The organism is Viridibacillus arenosi, from assembly GCF_001955655.1.
In the GTDB taxonomy this organism is placed as follows: Bacteria; Bacillota; Bacilli; order Bacillales_A; family Planococcaceae; genus Viridibacillus; species Viridibacillus arenosi.
Genome location: NZ_MSPW01000031.1, coordinates 1 through 6212 on the forward strand (window position 1 = coordinate 1; position 6212 = coordinate 6212).

Here is a 6212-nt window from a genome sequence, read left to right on the forward strand (position 1 = left end):
AGATTTATACTATCCTGAAGAACCGATTCGTTCTGAACTTCAATAAGTATAAACAGATTCAACTAAAGAAATAGGTTATTTAGTAAAACAAAAAGGAGAGGGGTAAATTTACATCCCTCTCCTTTTTATTTAATTAGTAGGCTTATAATAAGCGATAATTGTCAGCAACTATGTAAGGTTGAATACCTTCCCTGCCCTCGTCCAACTTACAGATATTTTTCTTCCATGTAGTACCCCAACCAGCATATGAGTTAGCCCTTCACTACATTTAAATCGGCTTAATAATTCAAAGAAATTATTACTACTTCTAATAAATTATTAGTAGGAATCCCGCTTTTTTAGGACAAGCATTCTAAACACATATAAAACGCCTATTATTATTTCCCCCTTTAATTCGTTATTTCTTTATAGCTTTTGATTTTTTTTTATTCCCTGGTAAGCCATATTTTTTCCCTTGATCTTTGCAACCTTGCATAATTTTTTTTGACTCTTCTGATGTCATTTTCACTTTATATCCCATCGACCATACCTCCGTTTTTAATTTAGTATGCCCAATTATGAAAGTTATAATCGCTTTCTGCATACTCCCCTACCAAATTTCATACACTTTTAAATCTAGAACAAAATGAATGTGTCCCAGACTAAAGTTCGGAAGAGAGGTTAGGAAAAGTGGAGAGAGAAGCCGAGAGAGTGATAAAAGAGCCAGAAAAAAAGACAGGAAAAAGAGTGAGGTCAGATCGTAAGATTGATATAAAACCTTGTGTAGAATACGAACTATACGAGTGTATTTCAAGGCTATCACATATCACAGGTAGTCCGATGAAGACTGTTGGTGAAACAATTTGTAAGAAAGGATTGTATACGAAAATAGTAATCGATAACTTGGCCATTCATTTCCGAAGAGATTATCGATTTAGAAATACAGTATTCATGGGCAACAAAGATTTACTATCCGAGAGAAGAAAAAAGACACCTGGGATAAAGCCAAGGGTATCTATGCGATTCGATCAAAGACTGTACGATGACTTAGCTGAACTTGCTTACTCACTAGACACTACAATTTCAAATGCTGCCGCACTGCTTCTGAAAAGTTCCATACAGAACACAAACATCGTCAATGAGTACATAAGTAAATATGTACAAACCATCTTGGACCCAGAAAGAAAGAAACAGCTTGAATTGGTATTGGCTTATATACAGAAAGATAATCCATATGAAGCTGATGAGGCTTCACTTTCTAGGTTAATCGGTTATATTATGGATGAGTTTATGGAGAAATCAAGAAATGTGAAAAAAGCAGTAGAGACTTGGCTTGATCAATTTATTGAGAAGGATTAAGCAGTTTTCTCTCTTCAATTCCGTGTCCCTTTAGCCCTAATTGTTGTAGGAGTAGTAGTGGGTGTCTTACGAGTTTTATTAGCTTTTATGAAGTCATTTCCTTCTTCTTGTTGATTTAGATGTTGGTTTAGAATAAACCTTGATTATAAATCACTCTAAACCCTTGATATTACTGCATATAAAAAGCAATCGTTTTGAATAAAGATTGATTAAACGATTGCTTTCTTTTATTTTTTTAAGTACTGTTTTTTATAAAAAAGTTTGATTATTTTAAATTTCCTTATTCCACTAAAGCACCACGTTAGTTGAAGAAGTATGGAATTTTTTATATTTTTACTTTTCTAATAGGGAAAAAAACTATTATCAATAGGAAACCGACCATCAAAGTTAAAAATGGAAATATAAATGGGAAGAATATCGAAGGATAACCTTCCCAAGCATCTGTATAATATCCAATACTATAAGGGACAACTACACCAGCATTAAGGAGTTCTGTTTGTAAAGCGTCTCGTTCAGAAAAACTAAAAGATTTATTCTTCAAATTACCTTCAACATCTAATGTATACAGTGTGTATTTTAATTTCTCCGGTGGAACCCAACCAACTATATCTCCGTTCGGCAGTTTTTTTTCCATTTCTCTTGTTTTCTTTAACAGTATAACAAATTGAGTTTTATCAACTTTTTTATCTACTAAGATTAAATATGCAATTTCCCCGTAGTATCTATTTAAACCTTCTTCTTCCACCCTTATTGGATAATCTTTTAAAGTATCTATTTCCTCTCCATCCAATTTCAGTGATAAATCTGCTATGACAATTTTATTACTCCGAGGGTCCATGTAACTACTCTCGTCTTTTATTGTCTCCTTAATTTTTACAATATGACCTTTAAAATTAAATGTAGATTCAGTGGGAGGAAATCCTTCGCTTACATTTGTAATCTTATAAAGTACATTCATTTTTTGGTTATGAATGAGCTCCATTACCATTTTTGTACTTATTGGTAGAGAAATTAAAAATATAACCGCACCTACTAAGAAAAATACTAATCTTTTTTTCATATATCTTTACCTCGTTTTTTTATTAACCCGCGTTACTTTAAGTGTAACATTTCACACTGGATCGCCAAAATCTACTTGATGTTTTGGACATAAAAATAGACCATCGAAATGATGGTCTATTTTAACTAAAGCACCCGTTAGTTTAAGTGTATTTCTTCACATTCTTTCAAAAAAAAAGTTACCTTTGATTACTTTTGCAACCTTCGTACTCTTTCTATTTTCCCCTTTCTATATCGTTTATCTTTGTTCCTATGCAATTTTTAAAAATATAATTTACTCAAGTGGTAGTTGAATAATTGGTAGTTGAATAAGTTCCTTTGGTGCTAATGTTTTTTCATCAACGACTCGTATCGTTGGTGTAAAAATTAATGTTTGAATACCTGTATCAGGGACAAAAAAATCAATATAGCCATTTACTCGCTCAGGTTCACTTTTAAAGCTTGATGTTCCTACATTCTCATATACATTTCCTAGATTATCTTTTATTTCAATCATTAAAAACTCAGTATTCCAATCTAAGTTTCCCTCAAAATAAAGAGTCGTTGCAAATTTCCCACTTGTTATTTGGTTAAACACCAACTGATATTGTTCGTCACCAAATGGAATGTTTATCTTTTTTGAATTGGCTTGAGTTGGTGTAAGCTCTAATTGATAGTTCCAGTCCCCTTCAACAAGGGTTGTATATTCAATCCCTTTAAGTTCTTTTGGGCTCCATTGTACATTAATCGTCTCATCGATGACCTCGTCTGAAACTCTTGCTGTAAACATGCCAATCCAAGTATATTCATCTTTTTTATTTATTTGCTGACTTAGTGTGCTTAATGTATTCCCGTTTACTTCTAAGTGATCAATCCAAAATAATGGGTCTCCATTTATCGGTTTATCATGCTTCATTTCATAGCTTACCGATATGATACTGCCATCAAAAAAAGCCTCAGCTAATTCAATGGTAGAACCATTACTTTCATCCATTTGATTAATAATTGTTGCGTAGTCACTAAATACTTGTAATTGTGGATTGTCTTTTACTTGTATTAGTTGCTGAACGATCGGTAAGCGGTCAGCAACTGCGGGTAGCCAAATTGTACTACTAGTAACAATTAGTGTCGTCATTGCTATAGCACTTATCCATTTGAATTTTTTATTGGAATGCTTCTTTGAAGAACATAAAATACTTTTCTCTATGTTTTTCTTTTCCCAATCTGATAATTCAACAGGTTCAATTTTTTCAATATCTATTTTGATAAAATCCTTTTCATTCATTTAGATACCTCCCATCGCATCTCATCTGTTAACTTTAACTTGCCACGATATAAGCGGTTTTCAACGGCTGACTTAGATATAGCGAATATCTCTGCAATTTCTCCATTTGAATACCCCAAGTAATATTTCAATAAAAAGATTTCCTGATCGGTTTTATTTAAGCCTAAAATATTGATAAACAGTTGCTCTTTTAGTGATTTCTGCTCTACGATTCTTTCAGGTAAACCCCTTGTACTCGAAATTGAAGGGAATAATTCGACAGTTTCAGGCTTATTTTGAAGACTACGGTATGTATCAATTGCTTTATACTTTGCGATAACACCAATCCATTTTTTGAAATCAGCCTCATTGCCAGTAAATTGATTGCTCTTTTGCCAAATGATAAGAAACACATCATTTATACATTCTTCAATAGCTGTATGGTTAGGCTGTAACACTTTTAAAACAATGGCTTTAACATAACCTCCATATGTGTGAACCACTTCTCTTAAAGCTAATTCATCCTTTTTTTGTAGCCTATCAATTAATACAAACATGAAGTGATACCTCCTCCTTTCTTTCTACTTGTAATAACGAGTAAATGAAAGAATACTCTCATTTTATTTTTCAAAAAATAAATATCTTGGTTCCTCTTATAAATTTATAAGGAAAATAATAAAGTTTGCACGCGTATGTAATGTATGAAAAGCCCATCAATATATAAGACATGACTATTATATATTGATGAGCTATTTAGGATTTTTCTAATTTGACCTTGATAATACTTTTTAAGCAACTTATTCAATTTTATTAATTTTTCAATTACTCATCGCCCTACTAACTTTACATTAACCCGCCACTTTAGTTGAAGAAGAAAAAAAAGAGCTGGCTTAACAGCTCAATGCTCTTCTACTAAAGTCCCCGTTCAAACTCTAGATTTCCTTTCAGTTACTAAAAGAATGTTGCTCTTAGCGAAATAACAAAAAGAACTCTTATTATTAAGAAAACCCCAAAAAAGAAATTGACTTAACTGCCACTTTAACAACATAAAAAGACTTTCCTTCATTTAGGTAAAGATCACTAAATACTTCTTTTTTATAATAATTAACAGGTGAATGAAGGTCTATAAACAAAAATAAACGCTGTTTCCAAGGGGAAACTAATAGTTTACACCTTTGCAACGATGCGGTTCTTTAGTTTTTTAGTGCAAATAAATATACTGAGAATAGGAGTTGATCATATGTATTTTTCTTCAAAAATAAAAGAAGAACGTCAAAAGCATAATATGTCACAACAACAGCTTGGAGAAAAACTTAATATTAGTAGACAAGCTATTTCCAAATGGGAACGTGGAGAAGGTTATCCTAGTATTGAATTGTTAATTAAGATAAGTGACATATTTGATATTACTCTTGATGAATTAGTAAAGGAGGATAATTCTTTGAAAGAGAAACTCATAAAAGATAGCCAAAAATTAGTCTATCCAAGGTGGAAATTGTTTTTTGATATTCTTCTAATGATTGGATTTTTAATCATACTAGCTAAGATTATTATTGTAATAGGGAATAAGTTATTTGATTTAAATATTGTGTTCTTACAGGATTCTCTGTTATTTCAAATTGGACCGTTTTTTATGACTATCATTGGAGCGATTGGCAGCGAATCTCTAGCCAAAAAATACAAATAATCATTTTGGGTTTAGATTTAAAAACTAATTTTATAGGAAAGTCCCCTCAAACTATCTGAAGGGACTTTTTTCAGTATATATCTTATTCAACAAAACTGCTCCTTTAATTGAATAAGAAAAAAGAGCTGTCTGAACAGCTCAAAGATCTTTACTAAAGCTCCCCGTTACTTTAAGAACCATTCTTAACAAATGAATAATCTTAACAATCCCCTTTTTCGCTAATCCGTTTAATGAATAATAATACTACCAAAATTGCAATACAGCCCCACCAAATGCTTAATAATGATTCATTTAATGAACCTGGATGTTCACCCTCCAATTTATAAGAGGAAAATAAGCCTTGGGTTATAAGGATGAAACCGAAAAGTATCGTACTAAACAACCAATACCACCAACGTTTCATTGCTACACCTCCACTAAAATCCTTTTTACCAACTTCGTTAGTTGAATAGCGTAGAGAGTAAAAAAACCAAGTATTAATGTTTATTTTGCTCATCTAACTTTTGTAAAATAGTGTCTAATTTTTGGTTAATTATCTGTTTTTCTTTAGTTGAATCTTTTAATCGTTTAAAAGCAATAAAAATTATAGCAATAACTAAAATAAGAAAGACAAAATATATTAAAGTCACTATAACATCGCCAATATTCACACTCACAAAAAAACCCCCTAAAATTCATTTAATCACTTTTCTATACTTTTATAACAACAAAAAGTTACGATCTTCTAAATAGGTTAGCGATCCTTATTCAAGTATACTACCCCGTTAGTTCAATAAAGAAAAAAGAGCTGCATATGCAACTCGATGATCTTCAAGTAAAGCACCCGTTACTTTAAGTACTTTCTTTCACAATCCATTTCAAAAACAATTTTTTCAATATAACCAC

General features: G+C 31.7%; 8 protein-coding genes. 2 read left to right on the forward strand and 6 right to left on the reverse strand.

The features are described from left to right. Positions 1-397 precede the first annotated feature (397 nt). On the reverse strand, positions 398-520 hold the full coding sequence (locus BK137_RS22865) for a hypothetical protein (RefSeq protein WP_268746464.1): 123 nt from the start codon (positions 518-520) through the stop codon (positions 398-400). A 149-nt stretch (positions 521-669) separates the two neighbouring features. Here BK137_RS22865 and BK137_RS21470 point away from each other — a divergent pair, with 149 nt between their 5' ends. Continuing rightward, the gene (locus BK137_RS21470) at positions 670-1338 is read left to right on the forward strand and encodes a hypothetical protein (RefSeq protein ID WP_235175713.1); all 669 of its coding nucleotides are present in this window, start codon (positions 670-672) and stop codon (positions 1336-1338) included. A 325-nt stretch (positions 1339-1663) separates the two neighbouring features. Here BK137_RS21470 and BK137_RS21475 read toward each other — a convergent pair whose 3' ends face one another. The 3 genes from BK137_RS21475 to BK137_RS21485 form a co-directional block, all read right to left on the reverse strand. Next, positions 1664-2398 carry a hypothetical protein gene (locus BK137_RS21475; protein WP_038183366.1) on the reverse strand — a complete coding sequence of 245 codons (735 nt, stop codon included), beginning with the start codon at positions 2396-2398 and terminating at the stop codon, positions 1664-1666. 273 nt (positions 2399-2671) lie between these two features. Further along, entirely contained in the window at positions 2672-3661 is a 990-nt protein-coding gene (locus tag BK137_RS21480) for a DUF4179 domain-containing protein (protein ID WP_038183364.1), read from the reverse strand. Continuing rightward, the gene (locus BK137_RS21485; RefSeq protein WP_038183359.1) at positions 3658-4197 is read right to left on the reverse strand and encodes a sigma-70 family RNA polymerase sigma factor; all 540 of its coding nucleotides are present in this window, start codon (positions 4195-4197) and stop codon (positions 3658-3660) included. Before BK137_RS21485 ends, BK137_RS21480 begins: the two co-directional genes overlap by 4 nt. A gap of 683 nt (positions 4198-4880) precedes the next feature. Between BK137_RS21485 and BK137_RS21490 the strand changes: the two genes are divergently transcribed. After that, a complete protein-coding gene (locus BK137_RS21490; RefSeq protein ID WP_038183358.1) occupies positions 4881-5327 on the forward strand; it encodes a helix-turn-helix domain-containing protein in 447 nt (148 codons plus the stop codon). A 199-nt stretch (positions 5328-5526) separates the two neighbouring features. On the opposite strand, the gene BK137_RS21495 is transcribed toward BK137_RS21490, so the two are convergent. Both BK137_RS21495 and BK137_RS21500 read right to left on the reverse strand, forming a co-directional pair. Next, a complete protein-coding gene (locus tag BK137_RS21495; RefSeq protein WP_038183349.1) occupies positions 5527-5730 on the reverse strand; it encodes a hypothetical protein in 204 nt (67 codons plus the stop codon). Positions 5731-5803: 73 nt separating this feature from the next. Continuing rightward, positions 5804-5983, reverse strand: a complete 180-nt coding sequence (locus BK137_RS21500; RefSeq protein WP_038183346.1) for a DUF4083 family protein — start codon at positions 5981-5983, stop codon at positions 5804-5806. Positions 5984-6212 lie beyond the last annotated feature (229 nt).